This is a genomic window from Microbacterium sp. 71-23, from assembly GCF_001897265.1.
In the GTDB taxonomy this organism is placed as follows: domain Bacteria; phylum Actinomycetota; class Actinomycetes; order Actinomycetales; family Microbacteriaceae; genus Microbacterium; species Microbacterium ginsengisoli.
The window spans coordinates 1-26,972 of record NZ_MKSL01000039.1; the positions used below are offsets into that span (position 1 = coordinate 1).

Here is a 26,972-nt window from a genome sequence, read left to right on the forward strand (position 1 = left end):
TCTCCACCGCATCCGCCGCCAACACCCGCGCCGCATCCACCGCACGCTGATCCAACTCATCCCAGGCAAGAATGGCCACTTCGTCCTCCGCATCGTGACGGCACTGTCGTCGGATGTCCCGGGCGGACACCGCGAACATTATTGACAAACCGGTTGACCAATTTCAAGTCCGCCTCTCCCCGGTATCGTGTCTGCATGCCCGCCTACCCGTCCGATCGTGCCGAGGACATCGCCGCCTCGCTGGTCGCGCTGCCGACGGGAACCCCCGTGACCGAGGTCGCCCGGCGCCTCCTCGATCTGTTCACGGGCGGGCAGGTCGCCCCCGGCACCCGACTCCCTCCCGAGCGTCAGCTCGCCGCGACCCTCGGGGTCGGGCGGTCCGCGGTGCGTGAGGCGCTCGCGGCGCTCGAGATCCTCGGCATCGTCGACGTGCGTCCGGGGTCGGGAACGTACCTCCGCGGCGCGGCGAGCGAGCTGCTGCCGCAGACCCTCCGCTGGGGCCTGCTGATCAGCGAGCACAACACCGTCGAGCTGCTCGAGCTGCGTTCCGGGCTCGAGACGTACGTCGCCCGACTGGCGGCATCCCGGGCGGAGAACGCCGCAATCTCGCGGGTTCAGGGGCATCTCGACGAGATGCGCGCGGCCCGCGACGACTACGCCGCATTCGCGGTGGCCGATCGAAAGTTCCACCAGGCGCTGGCCGAATCGGCCGACAACGCGACCCTCATCGACCTGCTGCACGTCGTGCGCTCGCTGCTGCACGTGTATGCGAATCGTGCCGTGCACGACGACGACAGCGTCGCGACCGCCATCGAGGAGCACGCGGCCGTTCTCGCCGCGGTCGCCCGTGGCGATGAGAACGGGGCTGCGGCGGCGATGGCCGACCACATGGCGACCGCCACGCATCGCCTCAAGGCCGAGATCACCCGATAGCGGCGAGATGCCCGCGATGCCTCTCCTCGCCGGCCGGAGGGGTCGCGTCGGCATGCCGTCGTCGCGGAGTGATCCGAGGCATCCGGAAATTCCGTCTTGCAATTGGTCAACCGGTTTGCCAAACTGTCCAACCGTGACAGCAGTCACAGATCAACGCTGATTTGCCAGGAGTCAATGTGGACACACGACCCACCACCGAGGCGAACCCGATCGCCCGGTCAGCCATCCGCAAGGTGGCAGTGCGCCTCGTACCGTTCGTCGCGCTGATGTTCTTCATCAACTACCTCGATCGCACCGCGATCGGGTTCGCCGCCCCCAACGGCATGAACACCGACCTGGCGCTCAGCGCCGCTCAGTTCGGTTTCGCCTCGGGCGTCTTCTTCATCGGATACATCATCCTCGAGGTGCCCTCGAACCTCGCCCTGCACCGCTTCGGAGCGCGCCGCTGGCTCGCCCGCATCATGGTCAGCTGGGGCATCGTGGCGCTCCTGTTCACGTGGGTGCAGAACTTCGAGCAGCTCGTCGCGCTGCGCTTCCTCCTCGGTGTCGCCGAGGCGGGCTTCTTCCCCGGAGCGATCCTCTTCCTGAGCATGTGGGTTCCGGCCGCCTACCGCAGCCGCATCCTGATGCTCTTCTACCTCGCCCAGCCGCTGACCACCGTCATCGGTGCGCCGCTCGCCGGTGCGCTCATCCAGCAGCACGGGGTCTTCTTCGGCCTCGAGGGCTGGCGCTTCATGTACTTGGGCGTCGCGATCCCCGCGATCGTCGTCGGTGTCATCGCCTGGTTCTACCTGAAGGACAAGCCCACCGAAGCGAAGTGGCTGACCCGCGACGAGCAGTCGTGGCTGACGACGGCCCTCGACGCGGAGAAGGCCGAGACCGGCGCCGCCGCCAAGCACACCTCGGTGAAGTTCGCCTTCAAGTCGGGTCGCGTGTGGGTGCTCTCGCTCGTCTACTTCGGCTTCATCTACGGCCTGTACGCGCTGGCGTTCTTCCTGCCGACGATCATCAAGGGTTTCCAGGATGCCGCGGGCACGAAGTTCGACGTCTTCCAGACCGGACTCATCACGGCGATCCCGTACGTGCCGGCCGCCATCGCGATGTACTTCTGGTCGCGCGACGCCTCGAAGCGCGGCGTGAAGACGTGGCACATCGCGATCCCCGCGGTCGTCGGCGCCGTCACCATCCCGCTCGCGCTCTACGCCGGCTCGCCCGCTGCGACGATCGCCGTCATCGGCCTCACGGCCATGTCGATCTTCGCCGCGCTGCCGAACTTCTGGACGCTGCCGACGCGCTTCCTCACGGGGGCCGCAGCCGCCGCCGGTGTCGCGCTCATCAACACGATCGGCAACATCGCGGGCTTCAGCGCGCCGTACATCACCGGTGCGGTGCACGACTGGACGGGCGGCTACCAGGTCCCGATGATCCTCGTCGGCGTCTTCATGCTGCTCTCGGCCGTGCTCGTCGTCTCGCTCGCGCGTCGTGACGCGAAGCTGCGCGCCACGGCAGCCGTCGCGCCGCAGACCGACGCCGTGGAGGAGAACGCGCGATGACCCGCCTCTGGAACACCCCTGCCGAGTTCGCCGACGAGATGGTCGACGGCTTCGTCGCCGCCCATCCCCGCTACGTGCGGAAGATCTCCGGTGGCGTCGTGCGCCGCGCCGTCTCCCCCGAGGGCCAGGTCGCTCTCGTCGTGGGCGGCGGCTCGGGCCACTACCCCGCCTTCGGAGGTCTCGTCGGACCCGGACTCGCGCACGGTGCGGCCATGGGCAACCTGTTCGCGTCACCTTCGACGCAGCAGGTGCTCTCGGTCGCCCGAGCCGCCGACAACGGCGGCGGGGTGTTCCTCTCCTACGGCAACTACGCCGGCGATGTGCTCAACTTCGACGCCGCCCAGGAGCGGCTGCGCGCCGAAGGCATCGCCTGCGAGACCGTCACCGTCACCGACGATGTCGCGAGCGCCCCGCTCGCCGAGCGCCACAAGCGCCGCGGCATCGCCGGAGACCTCACCGTGTTCCGTGCCGCCGGTGCGGCCTCGGCGGCGGGCTACCCGCTCGCCGAGGTCGCCCGCGTGGCGCGGCTCGCGAACGACCGCACCCGTTCGTTCGGCGTCGCCTTCACCGGCTGCACGCTGCCGGGTGCCCCCGAGCCGCTGTTCACCGTCCCCGAGGGGAAGATGGCGGTCGGCCTCGGCATCCACGGCGAGCCCGGCATCGACGTGGTCGACATCCCCTCGGCCGACGAGCTCGCCGCCCTTCTCGTCGAGCGCCTGCTCGCCGAGGTGCCGGACGGCGCCGACGGGCGCGTCATCCCCATTCTCAACGGCCTCGGCTCGGTGAAGTACGAGGAGATGTTCGTCGTCTACGGGCGCATCTCGGCACTGCTCGAGGCAGCCGGACTCACCGTCATCGACGCCCACGTGGGCGAGTACTGCACGAGCTTCGACATGGCGGGGCTCTCGCTCACCCTGTACTGGCTCGACGACGAGCTCGCCGACCTGTGGGAGACGCCGGTCGACACGCCCGCCTACCGACGCGGCTCGGTCGGCGCGGTCGAGCTGTCGGATGCCCCGGACGAGGCGCCTGTCGCGGAGGTCGTGCTGACCCCCGGCGACGCCGAGTCTGTGGCTCTCGCCGAGACCGTCGTCGCGGTGCTCGAGACGATCGTCGCCACGATCGACCAGAACGTCGACGAGCTCGGCCGCATCGACGCGATCGCCGGAGACGGCGACCACGGCATCGGCATGCAGCGCGGCTCCCACGCCGCCCTCGCCGCGGGTCGTGCGGCAGCCCAGGCGGGCGCCGGCGCCGGAACGGTGCTCGCGCAGGCCGCCGACGGCTGGTCGGACAAGGCCGGCGGCACCTCGGGCGCGCTCTGGGGCGTCATCCTCACCGCGATCGCCGGGTCGCTCGGCGACACCGGACGTCCGGAGGCGGCCGCGGTCGCCGCGGGCGTCGCCGCCGGCGCGAAGGGCGTGACCGACTACGGCAAGGCCGAGATCGGCGACAAGACGCTCGTCGACGCGCTCCTGCCGCTGACCGAGACCCTCACGGCGCGCATCGCCGCCGGAGACGACTTCGTCGACGCCTGGCAGGTGGCCGCGGCATCCGCCGCCGCCGCCGCCGAGGCGACCGCCGACCTGCTGCCGCGCATGGGCCGTGCCCGCACGCACGGCATGAACAGCGTCGGCACCCCCGACCCGGGCGCGATCTCGCTCGCGCTCATCGCGACCTCCGTCGGCGCACTCCTGGCCGACCGCATCGAAAGGAAAGCCCATGCCTGAGCCGCTGCGCATCGTCGTCGGATCCGACGACGCCGGATTCGACTACAAGGAGATCCTCAAGCGCGATCTCGAGAACAACGACGGCGTCGCGTCGGTGGTCGATGTGGGCGTGGACGCAGACGGGCACACCGCGTACCCGAAGGTCGCCGTGCAGGCCGCGGAGCTCGTCGCCCGCGGCGAGGCCGACCGTGCGCTGCTCATCTGCGGCACCGGTCTCGGTGTGGCGATCGCGGCGAACAAGGTCGCCGGCATCCGTGCCGTGACCGCGCACGACTCGTTCTCGGTCGAGCGCGGGGTGCTCTCGAACAACGCGCAGGTGCTCACGATGGGCCAGCGCGTCGTCGGCATCGAGCTCGCCCGCCGTCTCGTCAAGGAGTGGCTCACGTACCGCTTCGACGAGACCAGCGCGTCGGCCGAGAAGGTCGCCGTCATCGGACAGTACGAGACCACCGGCTCCTGCTGATGAGCACGGTCACGGTGGGGGTGAGCCTGAAGGCCTACTTCGGCAGGCAGCAGGCGCGCGACTGGTTCGCCGACGTCGCGGCGCGCGTGGCGCGTCACGACGCCGTGCAGGCCGGCGCGGTCGACGTGTTCGTCATCCCCACCTACCTGCAGATCGCCGACGCGCGGGCTGCGCTCGCGGGCACTCCCGTCGCGATCGGCGCGCAGGATGTCTCCGCCTACGGCGTCGGCGCGTACACGGGGGAGATCAACGCGGCCGAGCTGGCCGACTCGGGCGTCTCGCTCGCCGAGATCGGCCACGCCGAACGCCGTCGGCTGTTCGGGGAGACCGACGACGTGGTGGCCGCGAAGGCCGCCGCCGCGCTCGCCCACGGCGTGACCCCGGTGCTGTGCATCGGGGAGACGATCGAGACGGATGCCGCCTCCGCCGCCCGCGCCACTGTCGCCCAGCTGCACACCGACCTCGCCGACGCCCCCGACGGACCGGTGATCGCCGCGTACGAGCCGGTGTGGGCGATCGGCGCCCCCGCGCCCGCCCCGGATGCGCACATCGTGACGGTGATCGCCGCGCTGCGCGAGGCGCTCGCGTCGCTCCCCGGCCGCGCCGGCTCGCGGGTGATCTACGGCGGGTCTGCCGGCCCCGGCCTCCTCGCCCGGCTCGGCGACGGCGTCGACGGACTCTTCCTCGGCCGTTTCGCACACGACCCGGCCGCGCTCGAGGCCGTGCTCGACGAGGCATCCGCTCTCGCGACCGCCCGACGGGGGGCGTGATGTTCGGCCTCAGCACCTATGCGTTCTTCTGGCAGCTCTCCGACCGGGTGAGCCGCCCGATGACCCTCGAGGAGGCGTTCGTCGCCACGACGGAGTCGGGCGTCGACCTGTTCCAGATCTGCGACTACGCGCCGCTGGACACCTGGGACGACGCGCGCGTGGCGGATGCCGCGGCATCCGCTCGCGACCTCGGACTCACCATCGAGCTCGGCACCAAGGGCGTCGACGCCGCGACGCTGCGACGCTACCTGCACCTCGCCGACCTGTTCGGCGCGACGCTCGTGCGCAGCATGCTCTACTCGCCGACGACACGGCCCGACTCGACCGCCCAGGCCATCGCGTGGCTCGGGGAGACCCTTCCCGAGTACGAGTCCGCCGGAGTCACGCTCGCGCTCGAGACGTACGAGCAGGTCGCGACCCGCGACCTCGTCGCCGTCGTCGAGGGCGCCGAGAGCCCCGTGATCGGCGTCTGCCTCGACCCGGCGAACGTCGTCGCCCGCCTCGAGACCCCCGGCGACTGCATCGCGGTCGCCGCCCCGCACGTCGTGAACGTGCACGTGAAGGACTTCGCGTTCGCGCGCCAGGACGGCTGGGTGGGCTTCACCTACTCGGGCGCGCGCATGGGCGAGGGCCTGCACAACTACCCCGACCTGCTGCGCGCGGTACGTCCGCGGGAGCGCGGCATCAACGAGATCGTCGAACACTGGCTGCCCTGGCAGGGCGACGAGGAGTCGACGACCCGCACCGAGCGGGACTGGACCCGCACCACACTCGACTATCTGAGGAGCACACTATGAGCACCACTGCGACCGACACGTACAAGATCGCGGTCATCGGGGCCGGCGGGAAGATGGGCATGCGTGTGTCCAACAACCTCGTGAAGACCGACCACACCGTCTGGTACGTCGAGAACTCGCCCGCCGGTCAGCAGCGCACCCTCGACGCGGGCCGCACCCTCACCGACGCGGCCGAGGCCGTGGCCGATGCCGACATCGTCGTGTACGCCGTGCCCGACCTTGCCCTGCAGTCGGTGACCGCGCAGCTCGTGCCGCTGATGAAGGAGGGCTCGATCGCCCTCACCCTCGACCCGGCCGCCGCCTACGCGGGCCTGCTGACCGACCGCGCCGAGGTCATCCGCGCGGTCGCCCACCCCTGCCACCCGTCGATCTTCCTGCAGCGTCAGACCCCCGAGGAGTGGGCCGACACGTTCGGCGGCATCGCCGCCCCGCAGGACGCCATCGCCGCGATCGAGTCGGACGACCCGGCCAAGAAGGCGATCCTCGACGCGACCGTGCGCGCCATCTACGCGCCCGTCATCGACGTGCACTACGTGACGATCAAGCAGCTCGCCCAGCTCGAGCCGACCCTCGTCGAGACGATCGCCTGCATGATCGGGGCGCTGCTGAACGAGTCGCTGCACGAGGCCGTGCACACCATGGGCGTGCCCGAGGCGGCGGCCCGCAGCATCCTGTACGGCCACACCCAGGTGGCCCTCGCCAACGGCCTGCGCGGCGACAACCCGTTCAGCGACGCGTGCCTGATCGCGATGGACTACGGCCGCGAGTCGATCATCAAGGACGACTGGAAGAAGATCTTCCAGGACGACGAGCTCGACAAGAACCTGTCGCGCATGCTGCACCTCGACCACATCGAGCGCTGACCCCGCACGTCGCATCCCCCGGCCGCCTCGGCGTCGGGGGATGCGACGTCTCCCGGCGCGGGAGAGAGTGGATGCCGCGGCCTCCGCGGCCGCGTCAGACGTCGCCCTCGAGCAGCTCGCGAAGGCGCGCGAGGTCGGCGGCCACCGCCGTCGCGTCGGCCTCGAACGCCTCGTCGCTCACGCCCGGGTGCTGGAACAGGGTGAAGACGATCTCGGCGCCGTCGGCGTTGCGCAGCACCCGCAGCGAGTTCTGCACGATCGTGCCATCGGGGAAGACGACGTCGTGATCGAGGATGCCGAGCTCGACAGGGGCGGTGAAGACCACCTCGACCTCGCCCATGGGCGAGTCGGTGCGCCACCGGCCGCCGTGCTGACACACCCCGCTGCTGAGGCCCGCCGCCCACCGCGGCAGATTCTCGTAGGTGCCCGCGAACTCGGCGACGATCGCCGGGTCGCGATCGATGGTCTGGGAGATGTGACGCACCGGGAAGGTCATTCCTCGATCATGCCCGCACAGCCTGTGCACGAGCCGCCCTTGCGCGGCGCCGGGGAGAGCCGGTAGGTCGTTCGCCGCGGCGGCGATATCGTCGGCGCATGAGCGACCACGACGCATCCCGTGACGAACGCGCCCGCGCCCTCAAGGAGCGCATCTACGTCACCTTCGCGGCGCTCGCCGTCGTCGTCACGCTCGCGAGCCACGGCGAACACGACGCACTGAACGCGCTCGTGACGCTGCTCGTCACCGTGCTCGGAACGATCTTCGCCGTGTTCACCGCCGACGTCATCTCCCACCTCGTCGTGCACGAGCGGCTGATGAGCGCGCGCGAGCTGCGCAGCGCCGCGGCCACCAGCTTCGGTGCGCTCGGTGCGGTGGCGCTTCCGGCGGTGCTTCTGCTCGTGGCCGCGCTCGGGGCATGGCCCACGTTCACCGCGCTGGTCGCGGCCGCCGCCGCTCTGCTGCTCGCCCTGGTCGTGATCGGGTACCTCGCGATCCGCAGGCTGCGCCTCGCCTGGTGGCAGCGGCTCGTCGCCCTGGGCGCGGAGGCCCTGCTCGGTGTGCTGACCGCCGGACTGCAGCTGCTCGCGCACGGGTGAGGGCGTCAGTCGACGACACCCGCGATCAGCACCTCAATGAGGTAAGCCCGGAGCGCCGGGATGTCGCGCACGAGAGTGCGCCAGACGCGGCGTGGATCGAGATCGTCGTACTGATGCGCGGCAAAGTTGCGCATGTCGATGATCTGCCGCCATGGCTGCCCGTCGAACCGCTCGCGAATAGCAGGTGGGATGCGTCCGATGGCCTCGCCGATGCGGATGAGACCCATCTCTGCTGCCCATTGCGCACGCAGGTCTGCGACGAAGGCGTCTTGCCCGCCCGCCACGATCTCAGCGAGCACGTCACACACCGCCACCACCCGTCGTGCGGCATCATGCGCCTTCTGCGCATCGCGCGCGGTCACAGCGCGACTGCCTCGCGCAGAATGCGCTCGCGGATATCGCCGTGCAACGCATCCGCCCCAACGACGTCGACCTCCACCTGCAGGAGGTCGGTGAGGGCGATGCGCAAACCGACCTCGTCGAGCAGCGTGGCCTCGTCGGTGAAGTCGACGAGCAGATCGACATCGGATGCCCCGTGGGCGCTGCCGCGGGCGACGGAACCGAAGAGCCGCGGGGTCGTCGCGTGGTACGCGGGGAGGAGCCTCAGGATCTCGTCGCGGTGGCGAGCGACGCGCTCGGAGGCCGTCGCGGCGAGTGCTGTGCGAATGCGTTCGACGACGGCGCCACTGGGCGAACGACGACCGTTCTCGTAGGCCGAGAGGTTGGGTTGCGAGACCTGGGAGGCCAGAGCGAGCTGCGACTGACTCATGCCCGCCGCTTCCCGTTGCGCCCTGATGTCCACGGCGCCAGGGTACCCGAGAGTTATCGCGGGCGATATAGGTGTAGAAGGTGGAGGGGCTGACGGGAATCGAACCCGCGCTGTCTGCTTGGGAAGCAGAAGTTCTGCCATTGAACTACAGCCCCGAGGCGGCGTGACCGCCGGGATGACGCCTGACGGCGCCTCGCCAGCATAGCAACCGCGCCCGGCGGCTACGCTGATCGCGTGCTGCTCTCCGATCGCGACATCCGGTCTGAACTCGACTCCGCCCGCATCGGCCTGGAGCCCTCGGATGCCTCGATGGTGCAGCCGTCGAGCGTCGACGTGCGCCTCGACCGCTACTTCCGGCTGTTCGACAACCACAAGTACCCGTTCATCGATCCGGCGGTCGATCAGCCCGAGCTGACCCGTCTCATCGAGGTCGCCCCCGACGAGCCGTTCATCCTGCACCCGGGCGAGTTCGCGCTCGGGTCGACGTTCGAGCGCGTCACCCTGCCCGACGACATCGCGGCCCGCCTCGAGGGCAAGTCGTCGCTCGGACGCCTCGGCCTGCTCACCCATTCGACCGCCGGCTTCATCGACCCCGGCTTCACCGGGCACGTGACCCTCGAGCTCTCGAACGTCGCGACGCTGCCCATCAAGCTGTGGCCGGGCATGAAGATCGGCCAGCTGTGCTTCTTCCGCCTGTCGTCGCCGGCCGAGAACCCCTACGGCTCCGGCCCGTACGGCAACCGCTACCAGGGCCAGCGCGGCCCGACCGCGTCGCGGTCGTTCCAGAACTTCCACCGCACCGACGTCAGCATCACCGACGCCGGGTCGCCCGGGCGGTGACGGATGCCGCGCCTCGGGGCCGCGGCATCCGTCACGCTCCGACGTCGAGCAGTTCTCGCAGCGTCGCGCGCTCGGGGTACTCGGAGCGGTAGGAGCCGCGGTCCTGCAGCAGCGGGATGACCCGCTCGACGAACTCGTCGAGACCGTGCGGAGACGTGGTGCCGACGACCACGAAGCCGTCGGTGGCGCGTTGCTGCACGGCGTGGTCGATGGCGTCGGCGACGGTCTCTGGCGTGCCGACGAACGACTGCCGCCCGAGGAAGCGCACCGCCAGGTCACGGGCGCTGAGGTTCTCGGCCTCGGCGAGGGCGCGCCACTCGCGCGCGGTCGCCACCGGGTCGGCGACGAACCGCACCCGGCCGGCGAACACCGTCGACTCGGGGTCGGGATCGAACGCCGGCAGCGGACCGTCGGGGTCGAGGCCTGACAGATCGGTTCCCCACACCTGCTCGAGGAACGCGATCGCGGTCGGCGGCGTGATCTGTGCGCGCGAGACGACCCGGGCGCGCTCGGCGGCCTCCTCGGCGGTGTCGCCGAGGATCACGGTCGCCGCCGGCAGGATCTTGAGGTCGTCCTCGGCGCGGCCGAGCGGGCCGAGCCGCCGCTTCACGTCGTCGTAGAACGCCCGGGCCTCGTCGAACCCGGTGTGCCGCGAGAAGATCACGTCGGCGTTCTCGGCCGCGAACTGGCGACCCTCGTCGGAGTCGCCCGCCTGCACGATCAGCGGGCGGCCCTGCCGGCTGCCCGGCAGCGTCGGCAGCGCCTGCACATCGAACTGCGAGCCGTGGAACGCCACCGGCTGCGGGGCATCCGCGCCCTGTGGCCATGCCCGCCACAGCTGCGAGGCGAGGTCGATGAACTCCGCCGCGCGCACGTAGCGGTCGGCGTGGTCGAGAAACGCGCCGCGACGGAAGTTCGCGCCGTGGAACGCGTCGTTGGTGGTCACGACGTTCCAGCCGGCGCGGCCGTCGGACACGAGATCGAGCGTCGCGAGCTGGCGTGCCAGCTCATACGGCTCGTTGAACGTGGCGCTCAGCGTGCCGACGAGGCCGATGTGCTCGGTGACGGCGGCGAGGGCGGCGAGCACCGCGAGCGTCGCGGGCCGACCGGCCACGTCGTACTCGTGGATGACGCCCTTCTGCTCCCGCAGGCGCAGCCCCTCGGCGAGGAAAAGGTAGTCGAAGCGGCCGCGCTCGGCGGTGCGCGCGAAATGCTCGAACGCCGAGAACTCGATCTGGCTGCGATGCAGCGGGTCGGACCAGACGGTCGTCGCGTTGACGCCCGGGAAGTGCGCCGCGAGATGGATCTGGCGGCGGGGTTCGGCGGTCATGCGAGCACCTTCTCGAAGCGGTTGGCGGGGCGGGCGAGACCGAGGGCCGCCCGAGCCGTGGCAGGCGCGCCGACGGTGTCGGGCAGCACGTCGGACAGGATCGCGTCGAGGTCGGCGGGCAGCCGCGCCGGCACCAGCCGCACGCCGTCGGCGCCGGCCGCGGAGAGCTCGGCGAGCCGCTCCCGCACGCCGTCGGCCGTGCCGACGAACGCCGGCGCGAGGCCGAGACGGTCGGCCGCGCGGCGTGCGAGCTGCGGGTCCGCCTCGATCAGCACCTCGAGGTCGACCCACACGCGCAGCGCCTCGTCACGATCGGATGCCGCAGCCTCGGCGCGCACCCCGGCCACCTCGTCGAGCAGCGCGGCGTCGACGAACGCCAGGTCGGCGTGGTGGGCGGCGATCCGGCGGGTGTGCGCGTCGACGACATCGACCGCGACGAGCGGCTGGCCCTGCGGCGACCGCGGCACGATCGACGGGCCCTTCACCGAGAAGCGGCTCGTCTCGACGTCGACGTAGTGCAGGCGGTCACGGTCGAGGAAGCGGCCGGAGGCGGCATCCCGGATGATCGCGTCGTCCTGCCAGCTGTCCCACAGGGCGCGGGCGGTCTCGACGACGTCGCCCGCCTCGTCCCACAGGTCGTCGGCGCGCACGGCGGCGTCGGTCGGCAGGGTGCGACGCCCGAACTGCGCGGCGTGCGCGTCGAGCGGGGAGACGGCGACCACCCAGCCGGCGCGGCCGCGTGAGGCGAAGTCGAGCGTCTGCAGTGCGGTCGCCACATGGAACGGCTCGGTGTGGGTCGTCGTCACCGTCGGAAGCAGGGCGATGCGCGAGGTCAGCGGGGCGAGGTACGACGCGAGCAGCAGCGCGTCGGGCCGCACGGCGTCGGGCGCCTCGGGGTCGGGGCCGAGTGCGTCGTCGATCGTCACCAGCGTCGCGCCACCCCGGTCGAGGCGCTGCACGGCGTCGCGCCACCACGTGACGCGGGCGGCCGGCTGATCGTGACGGGGCGTCGCGGCGGCGCCGGACAGGCGCACGCCGAGCGGCAGGTGCTGACTCATGGTGCCACCCTCGGGTGCCGCGGCCCCGCCGCCAATACGACGCGTCACCGTGGGAAACACGGACCGGCGTGTGACCTCGCGTGACGGTGAGCGACAGCGGATGACGGGTGGGTCCGCGGGGCACGGGCACGCCGTCGCAGGATCGCACCTCGGCGGCAGCCCCATGTCGCCACGACGGAGGCGATGCCATGACTCGCTACATCCTCGGACGGCTGGCGCAAGCCGTCCTCGTGCTGTGGGCCGCGTACACGGTGGCGTTCCTGCTGCTGTTCGCCCTGCCCTCCGACCCGGTGAAGATCCTCGCCGGCGCGGACGCGACCGATGTGACCGAGGCGCAGCTCGACCAGTTGCGCCACCAGTTCGGTCTCGACAAGCCCCTCTGGCAGCAGTACCTCGACAAGCTCGGCGCGCTGCTGCACGGCGACCTCGGCACGTCGATCACCTCGGGGCGTCCGGTCGCCCAGGTCGTCGGCGAGGCCATCCCCCCGACCCTGCAGATCGCCGCGCTCGCGCTCGTGATCGCGGTGATCGTGGGCACTGCCGTCGCCGTCGGGGCGACCTGGTTCCGCATCGCGTGGCTGCGCTCGCTCCTGCTCGCCATGCCGCCGCTCGGTGTCGCGGTGCCGTCGTTCTGGCTCGGCCTGCTCCTCATCCAGTGGTTCTCGTTCCAGATCCCGATCTTCCCCGCCGTCGGCGACCGCACGCTCGCGGCGGCGGCGCTGCCGGCGATCGTGCTGGCGGTGCCGGCCGGCGCGAACATCTCCCAGCTGCTCGCCAAGAGCCTCAGCGCGACCCTCGGAGAGCCGTTCATCGGCACGGCCCGCGCCAAGGGCGCGAGCCGCTCGCGGGTGCACCTGCGGCACGCCCTGCGCAACGCGTCACTGCCGGCGTTCACGATCACCGGTCTCATCGTCGGGCAGCTCCTCGCGGGCACCGTCGTCACCGAGACCGTGTTCGGACGCCCCGGGATCGGCCGCGTGACCGCGGCGGCGGTCGAGCAGCAGGACCTCCCGGTCGTGCTCGGCGTCGTACTGTTCGCGGCGGCGGCGTTCGTCATCGCGAACCTTTTCGTCGATCTGCTCTACCCCGTGCTCGACCCGCGCATCTCGGTCGTCGTGCGACGGGCCGCTGCCAGGGCGCGGGCGTCGTCGGAGCCGCCCGCGCCCTCCTCCGGTGCGTCCGCGCCGGTCGACGCGCCCCCCGTCCTCGCCGGAGGTGCCCGATGAGCGAGGTCACCGCCCTCGTCACGTCCTCGCCCGCGGCCGTCGGCGACGGGTTCGCCGACACCGCCGCCGACCGCTTCGACGACGCCGTGCGCGAGCGCGCCGGCGGAGCGACGGATGCCCCCTCCCGCACCCGCAGCCTGCTGGTCGCCGTGCGTGAGCAGCCGCTGCTCGTGGTCAGCGTCGTCTGGCTCGTCCTGGTGATCGTGTCGGCTCTCGTGCCCGCGCTTCTCGCACCGGGTGACCCGCTGCTCGCCGCTCCCGCCGACAAGCTGCAGGGTCCGAGCCTCGCGCACCTGTTCGGCACCGACCAGATCGGCCGCGACCTGTTCACCCGCGTCGTGCACGGCACCGGGCTCACCATCTCGGCGGCGTCCGCGGCCGTGCTCGTCGGCCTCGTCATCGGTGCGCTGCTCGGCCTCGTCGCCGGCTTCCTCGGCGGCTGGGTCGACAGCGTGATCATGCGCATCGCCGACGTGCTGCTCGCGATCCCGAGCCTGCTGCTCTCTCTCGCGATCATCGCCGCGCTCGGGTTCGGCACCATCAACGTCGCCATCGCCGTCGGTGTCGCCTCGATCGCGGCCGTCTCGCGCATCATGCGCGCCGAGGTGATCCGGGTGCGGTCGGCTCCGTTCATCGAGGCGGCCGGGGCATCCGGCAACACCCGGCTGCGCGTGCTGCTGCGCCACGTGCTGCCGAACTCGGTCGGCCCGGTGCTCGTGCTCGCGGTGCTCGAGTTCGGCGGCGCGATCCTCGCCGTCTCGGCGCTCGGCTTCCTCGGTTACGGGGCGCAGCCACCGACCCCCGAATGGGGCTCGCTCGTCTCCGACGGCCGCGACTTCCTACGCACCTCCTGGTGGCTGACGACGCTCCCCGGCCTCGTGATCGCCCTCACCGTGCTCGCGGCGAACCGCGTCTCGCGAGCGCTCGACCGGGACGGGGAGGGGTGGGGATGACCGCCGCGCTGCTGCAGGTCGACGGCCTGCGCGTCGAGTACACCACCCGCCGCGGGCCGGTCGTCGCCGTGCGCGACGTCTCGTTCACCCTCGCCCGCGGCGAGACCCTCGCGATCGTCGGCGAGTCGGGGTCGGGCAAGTCGACCACCGTGCACGCCCTGCTGCGGCTGCTCTCCCGGGGCGGGCGCGTGACCGCCGGGCGGGTGCTGCTCGACGGCACCGACCTGCTCGCCGCCGACGACCGCGCGTTGCGCGCCGTGCGCGGCCGCGCCGTCGGCCTCGTGCCGCAGGACCCGGTGGTCAGCCTCAACCCGGTCGTGCGCGTCGGCACGCAGATCGCCGAGGTGCTGCGCATCCACGGGCTGGCCGACCGCGACGAGGCCCGTCGCCAGGCGATCGTCGCGCTCGGCCGCGCCGGCATCGCGGACCCCGAGTTGCGCGCCGCCCAGTACCCGCACGAGCTCTCCGGCGGACTCCGCCAGCGCGTGCTCATCGCGCTCGCGATCGTCGCGGGACCGGCGCTCATCCTCGCCGACGAGCCCACCAGCGCCCTCGACGTGACCGTGCAACGGCAGATCCTCGATCATCTCGACACCCTGAAGCGCGAGGCGGGCACGAGCCTCGTGCTCGTCACCCACGATCTGGGCGTCGCCGCCGACCGCGCCGACCGCATCCTCGTGATGACCGACGGCGAGATCGTCGAGAGCGGCACTCCCGACGAGGTGCTCGGCGACCCGCGGCATCCGTACACGAAGCGCCTGATCGCCGCGGCGCCGAGTCTCGACGCCGTCTGGTCGGATGCCGCGGCCCCCGCGGCGCCGCCCACGACCGCCGCCGCGCCGGGTGCGCCGCTCGTCGTGGCGCGCGGCCTCGTCAAGGAGTTCCCGCGCCCCCGCGCGCAGGGCGGCGGACGGTTCCGGGCCGTCGACGGCGTGGATGTCGTGATCGCCGCCGGCGAGACCCTCGCGCTCGTGGGGGAGTCGGGGTCGGGGAAGACCACCACCGCCCGCCTCGTGCTGCGCCTCGACGAGCCCACTGCGGGCACCATCGCCTACGGCGACGCCGACGTCACCCGCCTCGGCAGTGCGGCCCTGCGTGGCATCCGCCGGCGGGTGCAGCTCGTGCAGCAGAACCCCTATGCCGCCCTCAACCCCCGCCTCACGGTGGCGCAGAACATCGCCGACCCGCTCGCCGCGTTCCGCATCGGCGACCGGGCCTCACGGCGCCGCCGCGCCGTCGAGCTCGTCGATCGTGTCGCCCTGCCTGCGTCCGCCCTCGACCGCAAACCCGCCGAGCTGTCCGGGGGCCAACGGCAGCGCGTCGCGATCGCCCGCGCCCTCGCCGTGCACCCCGAGCTCGTCGTGCTCGACGAACCGGTGTCGGCGTTGGACGTGTCGATCCAGGACCAGATCCTCACCCTGCTGGCCGACCTTCAGTCCGACCTCGGCCTCGCCTACCTGTTCATCTCCCACGACCTCGCCGTCGTGCGTCGCATCGCCCACCGCGTCGCGGTGATGCGCGGCGGACGCGTCGTCGAGAGCGGAACCGCCGCCGACGTGCTCGGCGACCCCCGCCACGAGTACACCCGAGCGTTGATCAACGCGATCCCCGGGCGCGTCCGCACGTCCCACTGACCCCCCGCCGTGCGTCGACCGACCCGCGGCATCCGTTCCCACACCCCTTCACCGAGGAGCACCCACCATGTCACTGCGCAGAGTCATCCTGCCCGTCGCCGCCGCGCTCGCGGCGGCGCTCGCCCTGTCGGCGTGTGCCGGCACGTCGACCCCCGCGTCGACCGCCAGCGCCCAGCCCGTCGACGGCGGCGCGCTCACCTTCGCGGTCGCCAACGACCCGATCTCCCTCAACCCGTCGGGCATCGGGTCGGGTAACGACACCTGGTATGTCACCCGCCAGCTCGTCGACTCGCTGCTCTACCAGAACCCGCAGACCGACGAGCTGCAGCCGTGGCTCGCGACCGGCTACACCGCCAGCGACGACGCCACCCAGTTCACCCTCACCCTGCGCAACGACGTCACGTTCTCCGACGGCACGCCGCTGACGGCCACCGCCGTCAAGGACACCTTCGACGACATCGTCGCCGCGGGGGCCAAGAGCGGATCGGCCTCCAGCTTCGTCGGCTACAAGGACACCACCGTCGTCGACGACCACACCGTGCGCGTCGACTTCTCGAAGCCCAACGCCGCGTTCCCGCAGGCGACCACCTCGGTCGGCCTCGGCATCGTGTCACCCGCGACCACGCAGACACTGTACGACTCCCGCGCAGACGGCAAGGCCGTCGTCGGCACCGGACCCTTCACCCTCGCCTCGTACACGAAGAACGTCTCAACGGTGCTGAAGAAGCGCACCGGCTACGCATGGGGGCCGGCCTCCCTCGGCAACTCCGGCGCCGCCCACCTCGACACCGTCACGTTCCAGATCGTCCCCGAGGCGAGCGTGCGCACCGGCGGGCTCGAGTCGCAGCAGTTCGACGCGATCGGCAGCGTGCAGCCGACGGATGTCGCGGCCCTGACCTCCGCGGGGCTCAGCCTCGTCGACCGCGGCAACCCGGGTGTCAGCTTCGGGCTCTCCTTCAACCTCGGGCACTCCATTACCGCGGACATCGCGGTGCGCCAGGCGATCGCCGAGGCCGTCGACAAGCAGCAGGTGCGCGACACCGCGCTCAACGACCTCTTCAATGTCGGCACCAGCGTGCTCGCCAAGAACACCCCCGGCTGGGTCGATGAGAGCGCCCACTTCGGATACGACCAGGCCGGGGCGAAGAAGCTCCTCGACGACGACGGCTGGACCGTCGGGTCTGACGGCATCCGCACCAAGAACGGTCAGCGCCTGTCGCTGTCGCTCATCTGGATCACCAACTTCGGTCCGAACAAGACCTCCCTCGAGCTCATCCAGCAGCAGCTGAAGGCCGTCGGCATCGAGGTCACCCTCACCGGTTCGACCGTTCCCGAGTTCCTCGCCGCCCAGACCGCCGGCACCTGGGACATCCAGTGGGGCAACCTCTCGCGCGCGGACGGCGACGTGCTGCGCACGACGTTCTCGGCCGCCACCTCGAAGTACAACATCGCCGACGCCGACCTCGAGAACCTGCTGCAGGCCCAGCTCGCCGCCGGCGACGCGGCCAAGCGCACGGCCATCATCGGGCAGATCCAGGACCGCATCGCCACGCAGTACTACCAGGTGCCGGTGCACGAGCTCACGTCGATCATCGGCACGCAGACCGCCGTGCACGGGGTCACCCTCGGCGCCGACTCTCGCCTCGACAGTCTCGTCGGCGCGTGGAAGGCCTCGTCGTGAGCGAACCGATCATCGGCCGGGCCGGGTTCATCCTCGCGGGCAACTACCCCGAGCACGACCCGGCCACCGGGCTGGCCGAGGTGCTCGACCTGGTGGAGTTCGGCGAGCAGGCCGGGTACCAGGTCGCGGGTGTGCGGCAGCGGCACGTGGAGCGCGGAATCTCCTCCGCGCTCCCGTTCCTCGCCGCGGCGTCGCAGCGCACCTTGCGCATCCGGCTCGAGACCGACGTCGTGCCCCTCGGGTACGAGACGCCGTTCCGCCTCGCCGAGGACTTCGCGACCGTCGACGCACTGTCCCGCGGGCGGGTCAACGTGGGGGTGAGCACGTCGGCGCCGCACGCCGACCTGCTCGCCGACCTCGCCCGGCCCGACGCGGCGTCGACGACCGACCCGTACGAGCTCATCGAGCGATTCCTCACCGCGCTCGAGGGCAACGTGCTCGGCGAGGACGTCGCCACACCCTACGGCACCCAGTCGCCGCGCGTGCAGCCGCACGTCGAGGGTCTGCGCTCGCGGGTGTGGCTCGGCGGAGGATCGGAGCGCTCGGTGCGCTGGACCGCCCGCCGCGGTCTGAAGCTGCTGCTCGGCAATCTCGCCGACGGCGACGGGCACGACTCGTTCGAGTCCGCGCAGCGCGCGCACATCGACCTCTACTACCAGGAGTTCGCCGGCAGCGGGGCGGCCGTCGGGGTCGAGCGGGTCATCCTGCCGCTCGACTCGACGACCGACGAGCAGCGCGCCCACTACACCGGCTACGCCGCGGCGCGTGACGAGCGAACGCAGGCGGCCGTCGGCCCGCGGGGCACACGCTTCGGGCGCGACCTCATCGGCACCGGCGAGCAGATCGCCGAGCGCCTCGCCGCCGACCCAGCGTTCGACGGCCTCACCGAGCTGAGGGTCGCCCTGCCGTACGCGTTCACCTCGGACGAGTATCGGCAGGTCCTGGGCGACATCGTCGAGCACGTGCTGCCGCATCTCGGGTGGGTGGCGGCATCCGCCCGGGAGACCGTCGCCGCGTGATGACGTGCGGGGTGACCGGGCGTCCGGTTACCCCGCATGACGGCGCGTGACCCATGTTGACACCCCTCGTCGCCGACCCGGTGGGCGGCGACGAGGCTCGTGGCACGACCACCACCGAGGAGCGCTCCATGAGCCGACCCTTCACCCTCGGCGTCGCCCTCGACGGCGCCGGCTGGCACCCCGCCGCCTGGCGCGAGCCGAGCGCACGCCCCGACGAGCTGTTCACCCCCGACTACTGGGTCGACCTCGTGCGCACCGCCGAAGCCGGCGGCATCCACTACGTGACGATCGAGGACTCGCTGGCGCTGCAGTCGGCGCAGTACAACGTGCCGGACGAGCGCACCGACGAGGTGCGCGGTCGTCTCGACGCCCTCCTGATCGCCTCGCGCGTGGCCCCGCTCACCCGCACCATCGGACTCATCCCGACGGTGACGACCACCTACACCGAGCCGTTCCACGTCTCGAAGGCCGTCGCCACCCTCGACCACATCAGCGATGGCCGCGCCGGCTGGCAGCCGAAGGTGTCGGGACGCCCCGACGAGGCCGCGCACGTCGGCCGCCGCTCCGTGCCGTCGCTCGAGGGCGGGCTGCACTCGCCCGAGGTCGAGGCCTTCATCGTCGACATCTTCGGCGACGCGGGCGAATCCGTCGAGGTCGTGCGCCGCCTCTGGGACAGCTGGGAGGACGACGCCGAGATCCGGGATGCCGCGACCGACCGCTTCCTCGACGCCGACAAGGTGCACACCATCGACTACGTCGGCGAGCGCCTGAGCGTGCGCGGCCCATCGATCACGCCGCGCTCGCCGCAGGGGCAGCCGGTCGTCGCGGCCCTCGCCCACGCCGCCGTTCCCTACCGGTTCGCCGCCGGATCCGCGGACGTCGTGTTCGTCACGCCCGCCGACCTCGACCACGCCCGCCGCATCCTCGACGAGGTCGCCGACGCGGCCGCACAGGTCGAGCGGGTCGGCGAGCCGCTGCGGGTCGTCGCCGACATCCTCGTGCTGCTCGACGGCCCCGACGAGACGGCCGCGGCACGTCTGGAGAGACTGGATGCCGCGGGCCGCCCGCTGACCTCCGACACCCGCATCGTCGCCGGCTCCGCCGACGAGATCGCCGACCTCGTCGCTCAGCTCGCCGAGCTCGGCTACGACGGCGTGCGCCTGCGCCCCGCCGTGCTCACCGACGACCTGGCCCGTATCGGCACCGACCTCGTCCCGCTGCTCGCGGCTCGCGGTGTGCTCGTCCCCGCCGACGACCAGGCCGTGGCCCTGCGCGCACGGTTCGGGCTGGAGGCATCCGTCCCCAGCCGCTACGCCACCCCCTCGCTGACGGGAGCAGACCGATGACCACCCCCACGCGCACCCCGATCATCCTCGCCGCCTACGTCGGCGGCGTGAACGAGCAGACCCTCTGGGAGCACCCCGACGCCGGCAGCCAGATCGCCTTCTCGTCGTTCCGTCACGTCGCGCAGACGGCCGAGCGCGGCCGGTTCGACTACTTCTTCCTCGCCGAGGGACTCGCCCTGCGCGAGCGCGACGGCCGCATCTTCGACCACGACATCGCCGGTCGCCCCGACACGCTGCCGGTGCTGGCCGCGCTCGCCGCGGTCACCGAGCACATCGGCCTCATCGGCACGCTCAACGCGACCTTCAACGAGCCGTACGAGCTCGCCCGGCAGGTGGCCACGCTCGACCATCTCTCCGGCGGACGCGCCGGCTGGAACGTCGTGACATCGTTCGACGCGTTCACGGGGGCGAACTTCCGCCGCGGCGGGTTCCTCCCGCACGCCCAGCGCTACGAGCGGGCCGAGGAATTCGTGGCGGCGGTGCGGGCCCTGTGGGACTCGTAGGGAGAGCACGCCATCGTCGCCGACAAGGGGGCGGGCCGGTTCCTCGCCGACGCCCGCGCGGGCGAGTTCGACGTCACCGGCAACCAGTTCGACATTCGCGGGCGCTTCACCGTGCCGCGCAGCCCTCAGGGCCGGCCGGTGCTGGTGCAGGCGGGCGTGTCCCCGCAGGGCCGCGACTTCGCCGCCGCCAACGCCTACGCGATCTTCTCGCCGTTCTCCCGGCTCGCCGAGGCGCAGCCGTTCGCCGCCGACATCCGCGCGCGTGCCGCCCGCGCCGGCCGCGACCCTCGAGACGTGAAGATCCTGCCCGGAGCGGAGTTCGTGATCGCCGACACCGAGACGCAGGCGCGGGAGAAGGCGGCTCACATCCGCGAGCAGCAGCTCACCGGACGGACCATCCGGGTGATCTTCGAACAGGTGTGGAACCGGGATCTCTCCGACTACGACATCGACGGGCCGGTGCCCGACATCGACCCGGATCCCGATGCGCCGACCTTCATCCAGGGTCGCGCATTCCTCTATCAGGACCGTTTCGAGACGGTGCGCACCTGGCGAGCCCTTGCGGAGGAGCGCTCGCTCACCCTGCGGGGCCTCGCCCGCGAGGTGTCGCGGGTGGAGACCTTCGCCGGCACCCCCGACCGGGTCGCCGACCAGCTGCTCGCGCTTGTCGATGGCGGCGGCGCCGACGGCGTCGTTCTCGGCTCGCACCTCACCCCGACCGGTCTCGACGAGTTCGTCGACCGCGTCGTGCCGATCCTGCAGGAGCGCGGCGCGCTGCGCACGGAGTACGAGGGCACCACCCTGCGCGACAACCTCGGCCTGCCCGTCCCCGTCCGCGCCGCTGAGCGCAGCGCCGTCGCCTGACCCCACCTCCTCCACCCGAAGGACTCTCATGACCGCCGCCCCTGCCCTCGACCGCGCCGCCTTCGCCCTGGAATGGGAGAGCTGGCATCGTGCGCACGAAGAACGCCGCGCGAGCGACGATGGGTTCCTCGCCGTGACGGGCCTGTACTGGCTCGACGAGACGCCGGTGCAGCCCGCGGGGGCGCCGGGGGCGTGGACGACCGGTCCTGACGGGGTCGAGGTGCGCCTCGCCGCCGGCGAGAGCGTCACGGTGGATGGGCGCGAGGTCACCGGCGGGCACCGGTTCGCGCCCATCGCCGAGCGGGCCTCGGTCGTCGTCGGCTTCGCCGACGGGGTGATCGAGGTCGCTCGGCGCGGGGGACGCGACATCCTTCGACCTCGTCGACGCGACGCGGCCTACCTCGCCGGGTACCACGGCACCCCCACCTACGTGCCGAACACGCGCTGGCGCGCGGAGGCCCGCTTCGAGGCGTACGACGCACCGCGGCCCATCACGGTCGATGCCGCCGTCGACGGCATCCAGCACGTGTACGACGCCCCGGGCGAGCTGGTGTTCTCGCTGCGCGGTGAGGAGTTCCGGCTGATCGCGTTCCCGGGACGCACCGACGACCTGCTCGTGCTGTTCACCGACGCAACGAGCGGACTCACCACGTACGCTGCGAGCCGCTCGCTCGCCGTTCCCCCGCCCGACGCCGACGGCCGCACGGTGATCGACTTCAACCGGGCCGTCAACCTGCCGTGCGCGTACACCGACTTCGCGACCTGCCCGCTGCCACCGACCGGCAACCGGCTGCCGGTCGGCATCGAGGGCGGCGAGAAGACGCCGCTGGCCCGCGTGGTCGGTCACGTGACCGCCCACGGCCTCGAGCTCGCCCCCGTCGAGGCCACGCCCGTCGAGGCCTCGCCTGCTGAGGTTGCGCCTGCTGAGGTCGCGCGATGAGAACCCAGCTGCTCGACATCATCCCCTACCGCGCCGACCCCCTGTCGGGGCACCAGGTGTCACCGGCCGAACGGCTCGAGCAGACGGTGATCGCCGCGGTACGGGCGGAGGAGCTCGGCTACGACGCCGTCGGCGTGGGCGAGCGGCACGCGGGCCCGTTCCTGTCGTCGTCACCGACGGTCGTTCTCGCCGCGATCGCGCAGGCGACCCGCACCGTGCGGCTCACAACCGGGGTCACCGTGCTGTCGGTGCTCGACCCGGTGCGGGTCGCCGAGGACTACGCGACCATCGATCAGCTGTCGCGAGGCCGACTCGACCTCGTGATCGGCAAGGGCAACGAAGCCGCCCAGTTCCCGCTGTTCGGCCTCGAGCTCGACGACCAGTGGGAGCTGCTCGAGGAGAAGTACGCCCTGCTGCGCGTGCTCTGGGAGCAGGAGTCGGTGACCTGGCCCGGCGGGCCGTTCACACGCCCGCTGAACGACGTCACGACCCTGCCGCGACCGTACGGCGGCCGACCGAGGGTATGGCACGGGTCGGCGACCACTCTCTTCTCCGCCTCCCTCGCGGCGCGTCACGGCGACCCGCTGTTCAGCGCCAACGCCATCCAGCCGCTCGAGAACTACGGCGTGCTCGTCGACCACTACCGCAGCGAACACGCCCGCCACGGCCACGACCCGCGCACCGCGTTCGTCGGTGCCGGCGCCGGGGCGCTGTTCATCGCCGACACCCGCGAGGAGGCGATCGCCCAGTACGGGCCCGTCTACGAGGCGATCGTGCAGGCCACCAACGTGCCCGGCAACAACACCCCGTTCCGCGACATCCGTCACGCGGTCGCCGAGGGTCCCGCCCTCGTCGGCACGGCCGCCGACGTGATCGACAAGATCGCACGCTTCCACGACCGGCTCGGGCACTCGCTGCAGTCCATCAGTCTGCCGACGACGCTCCCCTTCCCCCAGCAACTGGAGATCCTGGAACGATTCGCGCTCGAGGTCGCCCCGGCGCTTCGCCGCTCGTTCCCCACACACCTCTGGACCGACGACGACCCCGGGGCGGGTCGGGCGACGGTCCCGGAGAACCCGGCATGGGGCACGCCGGGAGAGGTCGTCCCGGCGGTGGGTGCGACGGCGAGTGCTGCGCCGTCGACCGCCGGGGCGACCCTGTGACCCCGGCGCTGTTACCCACCGTTGCCCTCACGCCAGGTCAGGAGTACGGGGCCGGGCAGACTGTCCGGGTGAGCGCACCGCAGACCTGGACGATCACCCCTGTTGATTGGCATGACCCACGCGCCGCCGCGCTGCGCGACGCGATGGATGCCGAGATCGGTCCGCGCTACGCCGACCGCTTCGAGGCGCGCGCCGCCGCGGGCATCCAGGACGACCCGGCCGACTTCGCGATCGACCCCGCCACCCTGCTCGTCACCGTGCTCGTGCACGACGCCGACGGCACGCCGGTCGGTCACGCCGCACTGCGCCGACTCGGCGACGAGGTCGAGGTGAAGCGGGTCTACATCGGCCCGGCCGTGCGCGGGGCGGGGGCCTCGCGCGCCCTCATGTCGGAGCTCGAACGCCTCGGCCGCGATGCCGGTGCCGTCCGCCTGATCCTGCAGACGCGCGATAGGCAGCCCGAGGCGATCGCGCTCTACGAGCACATCGGCTACACGCCGATCCCGATCTTCGCGCCGTACACGGCGTACGAATTCTCCCGCTGCTACGAGAAGAGGTTGGTGTGACCGACGCGCGTGTGATCGTCGTGGGGGCGGGCGTCATGGGCGCCGCCACCGCCTGGCAGCTGGGTCGACGCGGCATCCCGACGATCCTTCTCGAGCAGTTCCGGGTCGGTCACGACCGGGGCGCGTCGCACGGCACCAGTCGCAACTTCAACGTGTCGTACGGCGATGCCGGCTACCTCGCGTGGCTGCGCGAAGCGCGGGTGCTGTGGCGCGTTCTCGAGCACGAGGTGCGTGCACCGCTCATCACCCGCACCGGCATCGTGTCGCACGGCAGCGGGCTCGACCTCGTGGCGCTCACGACCGCGGTGCGCGCGGGCGGGTTCGACGCCCGCCTGCTCGATGTGCGGGAGGCGCAGCGCCGGTGGCCCGGGTTCCGCTTCGAGACGCCGGTGCTGCACACGCCCGAAGCGGGTCGCATCGATGCGGATGCCGCGGTGCGCGGCTTCGTCGCGGCGGCGCGTGCGACCGCGGTCGAGGTGCGCGAGGGAGTCCGGGTGGCGTCGGTGAGCGCCGATGAGCGCGGCGCCTCGGTGGTGCTGCGCGACGAGGAGGGTGAGCGCACCCTGACGGCGGAGCGCGTCGTCGTCACCGCGGGTGCGTGGACCCGCGGACTGCTCCCGGAGTCGATCGCCCTGCCGCCGCTGCGGGTGACGCAGGAGCAGCCGGCGTTCTTCGCGCCGATCGCGCCGGCCGAGGAGACCTGGCCGGGCTTCAACCACATCGCCGATTCGTCCGGGGAGACGGGATGGTTCCCAACCGGGGTGTACGGCATGGCGACGCCGGGCCTCGGTATCAAGGCCGGTTGGCATGCAGCAGGCCCCGTGGTGGATCCCGACGAGCGGTCGTTCGTTCCCGACCCGTCGCTGACCGAGGCGCTGCGACGGTACGCCCGGGAGTGGCTGCCGGGCGTCGACGCCGATCGGTTCAGCGAGGTGACGTGCACCTACACGTCGACACCCGACGCGAGTTTCGTGCTCGAACGGTTCGATCGTGTGGTGGTGGGGGCGGGATTCTCCGGCCACGGGTTCAAGTTCGCTCCGGTGATCGGCCGCATCCTCGCCGATCTCGCCGAGCTCGGCTGACATGCTCATGCGGCGATATCGCGGGGGACCGCGCGAATGCGGGCCGTGTCGGGCTCAGGCCGGCGTCAGGTCGTAGCCGAACGCGAGCAGGTCGATGAATCGGCCGGGCTGCACCTCCACGGGATGCTCGCGCTCGGGGAGCCGCACGAAGCCGAGGCGTGCGTAGAGGGCGTGGGCGCCTGTCATCTCGGGGCCGCTGTTCATGACCACCCGGTGCGAGCCGCGCGCCCGAGCCTGGGCGATCACGTGGTGAACGAGGGCCGCCCCCACGCCCCGGCGCTGGGCGGCGGGTGTCACGGCCAGCTGCCGGAAGTCGGTCTCGCCGGGCCGGGCCAGATGCGAGAGGGCCTCGCCGGGCCGCGACATCCACACCGTCCCGAGGATCTCGTCGCCGTCGAGCGCGAGCCACACCTCACCCCCGTCGGCGCGCGCGGCCACGTCGCGCAGTGAGGCGATGTACTCGTCGGTCAGCGCGCCGTAGGCCGACGTGTACGCGCTGACCGTCGCCTCCCCGGCGCGGACGTACTCATCGGGTCTGGCCTCGCGAATGGTGAGTGAGTCGGATGCCGCGGTCACGCGTGCGCGCCAACGGTGGCCGGTGTCGGGGCACCCGCGAGGCCCCAGGTCTCGGCGAGCAGCTCGACGGAGCGCTCGCGGTCGCGCGGGTCGTGCGTGATCGTGGTGATCAGCAGCTCATCGGCCCCCGTCACCCGTTGCAGGGCCTCCAGCTGCTCCGCCACCTGTTCGGGTGTGCCGACGAACCGCGTCGCGAGGCGGTCGCGCACGACCGCGAGGGCGGCGGCATCCAGAGGCTGGGCGCTGGCCTCGTCGGGCGTGGGGTAGACGATCGCGCCCTGCCCGGCCCGGATGGAGTGCACCCAGTGCGCATATCCCTCCGCGAGACGCGTCGCCTCGGCCTCGCTGTCGGCGACGAGCACGTCGACCGACACGATGACGCGCGGCTCGGCGAGGCGTCCCGGCCGGAATGCGTCGCGGTAGGCGCCGACGGCCTCGCGCACGAAGGTCGGGGCGACATGGTAGTTCGCTCCGAACGGCAGGCCGAGCCGGCCGGCGAGGGCGGCGGATGCGCCCGCCGTGCTGCCGTGGATCCAGACGTCCACGTCGGTTCCCTCGGCGGGGGTGGCGTGGATCGGCACGCCCTCCGGGGCGACGTAGTCGCCCGTGATGAGCGCGATGATGTCGAGCACGTCCTGCTCGAAGTGGTCGGCGTCACCCGGGGTGCGGCGCAGCAGGCGCGCCTGCACCGCGAAGCGCTGCAGATCGAGGGTGAAGTCCGGGGCGGCCGGGATCAGCAGGCCGTCGACGGTGACGTCCTCCTTCGCGCCCTCGGTGAGCGCGGCGAAGCTGTGGGGGGTCTGGGCGGCGCTGGTCGACCCGGAGCGCCCGATGCCGAGATCGACGCGACCCGGGAAGAGTGCGGCGAGCAGCCCGGCCGACTCGGCGACGTGCAGAGGGCTGTAGTTGCCGATGATCGTCGCGGCGGTGCCCACCCGGATACGGTCCGTCGCCTGGGCGATGAGCGGAAGCAGCACGTGGGGGAGCGCGCCGGAGATGCCCGGGTTGAGATGATGCTCAGCCAGCCAGTAGCGCGCGTAGCCGAGGGCTTCCGCGCGCTGGGCGAGGCGCACGCTCGCCCGCAGGCCGTCGGCCGGCGTCTGGCCGGTGCCGAACGGGGAGAGATCGAGGATGGAGAGGGGAACGGGCACGGTCTGCTCCTGCGCGGGTCGGTGGCGGGTCGGAAACGGGAGGAGGCGGGAGGGGACCGAGGTCCCC

26 protein-coding genes, 1 tRNA gene and 1 pseudogene are annotated in these 26,972 nt (G+C 71.9%); 20 read left to right on the plus strand and 8 right to left on the minus strand.

Features of this window, described 5'->3' with window-relative positions; translation table 11 throughout:
- The first annotated feature begins 195 nt into the window (after nucleotides 1-195).
- The 7 genes from BGO15_RS12400 to BGO15_RS12430 all read left to right on the plus strand — a co-directional run bounded on the left by BGO15_RS12400 (nucleotide 196) and on the right by BGO15_RS12430 (nucleotide 7,109).
- Nucleotides 196-933, plus strand: coding sequence for a FadR/GntR family transcriptional regulator (locus tag BGO15_RS12400; protein ID WP_045245836.1), 738 nt, complete (start codon nucleotides 196-198; stop codon nucleotides 931-933).
- A 266-nt stretch (nucleotides 934-1,199) separates the two neighbouring features.
- Nucleotides 1,200-2,486 carry an MFS transporter gene (locus tag BGO15_RS12405; RefSeq protein WP_171006119.1) on the plus strand — a complete coding sequence of 429 codons (1,287 nt, stop codon included), beginning with the start codon at nucleotides 1,200-1,202 and terminating at the stop codon, nucleotides 2,484-2,486.
- Nucleotides 2,483-4,216, plus strand: a complete 1,734-nt coding sequence (locus BGO15_RS12410; protein ID WP_056518978.1) for a dihydroxyacetone kinase family protein — start codon at nucleotides 2,483-2,485, stop codon at nucleotides 4,214-4,216. Before BGO15_RS12405 ends, BGO15_RS12410 begins: the two co-directional genes overlap by 4 nt.
- Nucleotides 4,209-4,679, plus strand: coding sequence for a ribose-5-phosphate isomerase (locus tag BGO15_RS12415; RefSeq protein ID WP_045245840.1), 471 nt, complete (start codon nucleotides 4,209-4,211; stop codon nucleotides 4,677-4,679). The genes BGO15_RS12410 and BGO15_RS12415 overlap by 8 nt, the downstream gene beginning before the upstream one ends.
- Nucleotides 4,679-5,449 (plus strand): triose-phosphate isomerase family protein, encoded by a 771-nt coding sequence (locus BGO15_RS12420; RefSeq protein WP_056206701.1) that lies wholly within the window; start codon nucleotides 4,679-4,681, stop codon nucleotides 5,447-5,449. The genes BGO15_RS12415 and BGO15_RS12420 overlap by 1 nt, the downstream gene beginning before the upstream one ends.
- A complete protein-coding gene (locus BGO15_RS12425) occupies nucleotides 5,449-6,246 on the plus strand; it encodes a sugar phosphate isomerase/epimerase family protein (protein WP_171006112.1) in 798 nt (265 codons plus the stop codon). The genes BGO15_RS12420 and BGO15_RS12425 overlap by 1 nt, the downstream gene beginning before the upstream one ends.
- Nucleotides 6,243-7,109, plus strand: a complete 867-nt coding sequence (locus BGO15_RS12430; protein WP_045245845.1) for a phosphogluconate dehydrogenase C-terminal domain-containing protein — start codon at nucleotides 6,243-6,245, stop codon at nucleotides 7,107-7,109. The genes BGO15_RS12425 and BGO15_RS12430 overlap by 4 nt, the downstream gene beginning before the upstream one ends.
- 94 nt (nucleotides 7,110-7,203) lie before the next feature.
- Here BGO15_RS12430 and BGO15_RS12435 read toward each other — a convergent pair whose 3' ends face one another.
- The gene (locus BGO15_RS12435) at nucleotides 7,204-7,605 is read right to left on the minus strand and encodes an SRPBCC family protein (RefSeq protein WP_056206695.1); all 402 of its coding nucleotides are present in this window, start codon (nucleotides 7,603-7,605) and stop codon (nucleotides 7,204-7,206) included.
- Between the two features lie 98 nt (nucleotides 7,606-7,703).
- Between BGO15_RS12435 and BGO15_RS12440 the strand changes: the two genes are divergently transcribed.
- On the plus strand, nucleotides 7,704-8,204 hold the full coding sequence (locus tag BGO15_RS12440) for a hypothetical protein (RefSeq protein ID WP_045245849.1): 501 nt from the start codon (nucleotides 7,704-7,706) through the stop codon (nucleotides 8,202-8,204).
- Between the two features lie 5 nt (nucleotides 8,205-8,209).
- On the opposite strand, the gene BGO15_RS12445 is transcribed toward BGO15_RS12440, so the two are convergent.
- The 3 genes from BGO15_RS12445 to BGO15_RS12455 form a co-directional block, all read right to left on the minus strand.
- Nucleotides 8,210-8,566 (minus strand): HepT-like ribonuclease domain-containing protein, encoded by a 357-nt coding sequence (locus tag BGO15_RS12445; RefSeq protein ID WP_056206693.1) that lies wholly within the window; start codon nucleotides 8,564-8,566, stop codon nucleotides 8,210-8,212.
- Entirely contained in the window at nucleotides 8,563-9,006 is a 444-nt protein-coding gene (locus BGO15_RS12450) for a helix-turn-helix domain-containing protein (protein WP_268768687.1), read from the minus strand. The genes BGO15_RS12445 and BGO15_RS12450 overlap by 4 nt, the downstream gene beginning before the upstream one ends.
- 48 nt (nucleotides 9,007-9,054) lie before the next feature.
- Nucleotides 9,055-9,128 (minus strand) — tRNA-Gly (locus tag BGO15_RS12455).
- Nucleotides 9,129-9,207: 79 nt separating this feature from the next.
- Here BGO15_RS12455 and dcd point away from each other — a divergent pair.
- Nucleotides 9,208-9,813, plus strand: coding sequence for a dCTP deaminase (dcd, locus tag BGO15_RS12460; protein ID WP_056206690.1), 606 nt, complete (start codon nucleotides 9,208-9,210; stop codon nucleotides 9,811-9,813).
- Nucleotides 9,814-9,844: 31 nt separating this feature from the next.
- On the opposite strand, the gene BGO15_RS12465 is transcribed toward dcd, so the two are convergent.
- Nucleotides 9,845-11,143, minus strand: coding sequence for an NtaA/DmoA family FMN-dependent monooxygenase (locus tag BGO15_RS12465; protein WP_056206686.1), 1,299 nt, complete (start codon nucleotides 11,141-11,143; stop codon nucleotides 9,845-9,847).
- Nucleotides 11,140-12,201 (minus strand): LLM class flavin-dependent oxidoreductase, encoded by a 1,062-nt coding sequence (locus tag BGO15_RS12470; protein ID WP_056206684.1) that lies wholly within the window; start codon nucleotides 12,199-12,201, stop codon nucleotides 11,140-11,142. Before BGO15_RS12470 ends, BGO15_RS12465 begins: the two co-directional genes overlap by 4 nt.
- 188 nt (nucleotides 12,202-12,389) lie before the next feature.
- Between BGO15_RS12470 and BGO15_RS12475 the strand changes: the two genes are divergently transcribed.
- The 11 genes and pseudogenes from BGO15_RS12475 (at nucleotide 12,390) to BGO15_RS12525 (ending at nucleotide 25,178) form a co-directional block, all read left to right on the plus strand.
- The gene (locus BGO15_RS12475; protein ID WP_056206682.1) at nucleotides 12,390-13,427 is read left to right on the plus strand and encodes an ABC transporter permease; all 1,038 of its coding nucleotides are present in this window, start codon (nucleotides 12,390-12,392) and stop codon (nucleotides 13,425-13,427) included.
- Complete coding sequence (locus BGO15_RS12480; protein WP_056518977.1) at nucleotides 13,424-14,380, plus strand: ABC transporter permease; 957 nt, start codon at nucleotides 13,424-13,426, stop codon at nucleotides 14,378-14,380. The genes BGO15_RS12475 and BGO15_RS12480 overlap by 4 nt, the downstream gene beginning before the upstream one ends.
- Nucleotides 14,377-16,014, plus strand: a complete 1,638-nt coding sequence (locus tag BGO15_RS12485) for a dipeptide ABC transporter ATP-binding protein (RefSeq protein ID WP_056206679.1) — start codon at nucleotides 14,377-14,379, stop codon at nucleotides 16,012-16,014. Before BGO15_RS12480 ends, BGO15_RS12485 begins: the two co-directional genes overlap by 4 nt.
- Before the next feature lie 67 nt (nucleotides 16,015-16,081).
- Complete coding sequence (locus BGO15_RS12490) at nucleotides 16,082-17,695, plus strand: ABC transporter substrate-binding protein (protein ID WP_056518975.1); 1,614 nt, start codon at nucleotides 16,082-16,084, stop codon at nucleotides 17,693-17,695.
- Nucleotides 17,692-18,714 (plus strand): LLM class flavin-dependent oxidoreductase, encoded by a 1,023-nt coding sequence (locus tag BGO15_RS12495; RefSeq protein ID WP_056518972.1) that lies wholly within the window; start codon nucleotides 17,692-17,694, stop codon nucleotides 18,712-18,714. The genes BGO15_RS12490 and BGO15_RS12495 overlap by 4 nt, the downstream gene beginning before the upstream one ends.
- Before the next feature lie 53 nt (nucleotides 18,715-18,767).
- The gene (locus tag BGO15_RS12500; RefSeq protein ID WP_082486300.1) at nucleotides 18,768-20,060 is read left to right on the plus strand and encodes an LLM class flavin-dependent oxidoreductase; all 1,293 of its coding nucleotides are present in this window, start codon (nucleotides 18,768-18,770) and stop codon (nucleotides 20,058-20,060) included.
- Nucleotides 20,057-21,427 (plus strand): annotated as a pseudogene (locus tag BGO15_RS12505) (NtaA/DmoA family FMN-dependent monooxygenase). Before BGO15_RS12500 ends, BGO15_RS12505 begins: the two are co-directional and overlap by 4 nt.
- Before the next feature lie 28 nt (nucleotides 21,428-21,455).
- Nucleotides 21,456-22,367 (plus strand): DUF1684 domain-containing protein, encoded by a 912-nt coding sequence (locus BGO15_RS12510; protein WP_082483020.1) that lies wholly within the window; start codon nucleotides 21,456-21,458, stop codon nucleotides 22,365-22,367.
- Complete coding sequence (locus tag BGO15_RS12515) at nucleotides 22,364-23,530, plus strand: LLM class flavin-dependent oxidoreductase (protein WP_082483019.1); 1,167 nt, start codon at nucleotides 22,364-22,366, stop codon at nucleotides 23,528-23,530. Before BGO15_RS12510 ends, BGO15_RS12515 begins: the two co-directional genes overlap by 4 nt.
- Nucleotides 23,531-23,598: 68 nt before the next feature.
- Nucleotides 23,599-24,096: a GNAT family N-acetyltransferase gene (locus BGO15_RS12520; RefSeq protein ID WP_056518970.1), complete on the plus strand. Its 498-nt coding sequence runs from the start codon at nucleotides 23,599-23,601 to the stop codon at nucleotides 24,094-24,096.
- Nucleotides 24,093-25,178, plus strand: a complete 1,086-nt coding sequence (locus tag BGO15_RS12525) for an FAD-dependent oxidoreductase (RefSeq protein ID WP_235557395.1) — start codon at nucleotides 24,093-24,095, stop codon at nucleotides 25,176-25,178. Before BGO15_RS12520 ends, BGO15_RS12525 begins: the two co-directional genes overlap by 4 nt.
- Before the next feature lie 54 nt (nucleotides 25,179-25,232).
- Here the strand turns inward: BGO15_RS12525 and BGO15_RS12530 are convergent, their stop codons facing one another.
- The gene (locus BGO15_RS12530; protein ID WP_056206667.1) at nucleotides 25,233-25,754 is read right to left on the minus strand and encodes a GNAT family N-acetyltransferase; all 522 of its coding nucleotides are present in this window, start codon (nucleotides 25,752-25,754) and stop codon (nucleotides 25,233-25,235) included.
- A complete protein-coding gene (locus BGO15_RS12535; protein ID WP_056206666.1) occupies nucleotides 25,751-26,905 on the minus strand; it encodes an LLM class flavin-dependent oxidoreductase in 1,155 nt (384 codons plus the stop codon). Before BGO15_RS12535 ends, BGO15_RS12530 begins: the two co-directional genes overlap by 4 nt.
- Nucleotides 26,906-26,972: the final 67 nt, after the last annotated feature.